Origin of the sequence: Pseudonocardia sulfidoxydans NBRC 16205, from assembly GCF_007989085.1 — a bacterium.
GTDB lineage: Bacteria > Actinomycetota > Actinomycetes > Mycobacteriales > Pseudonocardiaceae > Pseudonocardia > Pseudonocardia sulfidoxydans.
In genome coordinates this window covers 1-1,089 of the sequence record NZ_BJVJ01000181.1, presented here as the reverse complement: position 1 = coordinate 1,089, position 1,089 = coordinate 1, and the positions used below count along the sequence as shown (strand labels likewise).

Sequence of the window (1,089 nt, the reverse complement as noted above, 5' to 3'; positions counted from 1 at the left end):
TCAGAGGACCACCACCGAGCGCAGGACCTCGCCGCGTTCCATCCGGTGGAAGGCCTCCTCGACGGCGTCGAGCCCGATCTCCTCGGACATGAACTTGTCCAGCGGCAGCCGGCCCTGCAGGTACAGGTCGATCAGCATCGGGAAGTCGCGCGAGGGCAGGCAGTCGCCGTACCAGGACGACTTCGTCGCCCCACCGCGGCCGAAGATCTCGATCATCGGGATCTCGAAGGTCATCTCCGGGGTGGGCACCCCGACCAGGACCGCGGTGCCGGCGAGGTCGCGGGCGAAGAACGCCTGCGTGAGGGTCTCGGGCCGGCCGACGGCGTCGACGACGACGTCGGCGCCGTTGCCGCCGGTGAGCTCCTTGATGGCCTCGACGGCGTCGACCTCGCGGGAGTTGACGAGGTGGGTGGCGCCGAATCCCTTGGCCCACTCCAGCTTCGTGGGGTCGACGTCGACGGCGATGATCGTGGTCGCCCCGACGAGGTTCGCGCCCGCGATCGCGGCGTTGCCCACGCCGCCGCAGCCGATGACGGCGATCGAGTCGCCGCGGGACACGCCGCCGGTGTTGATGGCCGCGCCGATGCCGGCCATCACGCCGCAGCCCAGCAGCCCGGCGGCGGCGGGGCGCGCGGAGGCGTCGACCTTGGTGCACTGCCCGGCGGCGACCAGCGTCTTCTCCGCGAACGCCCCGATACCGAGCGCGGGGGACAGCTCGGTGCCGTCGGCGAGGGTCATCTTCTGGGTGGCGTTGTGGGTGTTGAAGCAGTACTGCGGCTTGCCCTTGGCGCAGGCCCGGCACTCGCCGCAGACGGCGCGCCAGTTAAGGATGACGAAGTCGCCGGGGGCGACGTCGGTGACGCCGTCACCGACGGACTCCACGATGCCCGCGGCTTCGTGGCCGAGCAGGAACGGGAACTCGTCGTTGATGCCGCCCTCGCGGTAGTGCAGGTCGGTGTGACACACCCCGCAGGCCTGGATCGCGACGACGGCCTCGCCGGGGCCGGGGTCGGGGACGGTGATCGTCTCGACGGAGACGGGTGCGCCCTTGCTGTGGGCGACGACCGCGCGGACCTGTTGCGACATGGC

1 protein-coding gene is annotated in these 1,089 nt (G+C 71.3%); it reads right to left on the bottom strand.

The window, feature by feature from the left end; genetic code table 11:
* Window positions 1-1,086, bottom strand: coding sequence for an S-(hydroxymethyl)mycothiol dehydrogenase (locus PSU4_RS30910; RefSeq protein ID WP_147116220.1), 1,086 nt, complete (start codon window positions 1,084-1,086; stop codon window positions 1-3).
* Between the last annotated feature and the right edge of the window lie 3 nt (window positions 1,087-1,089).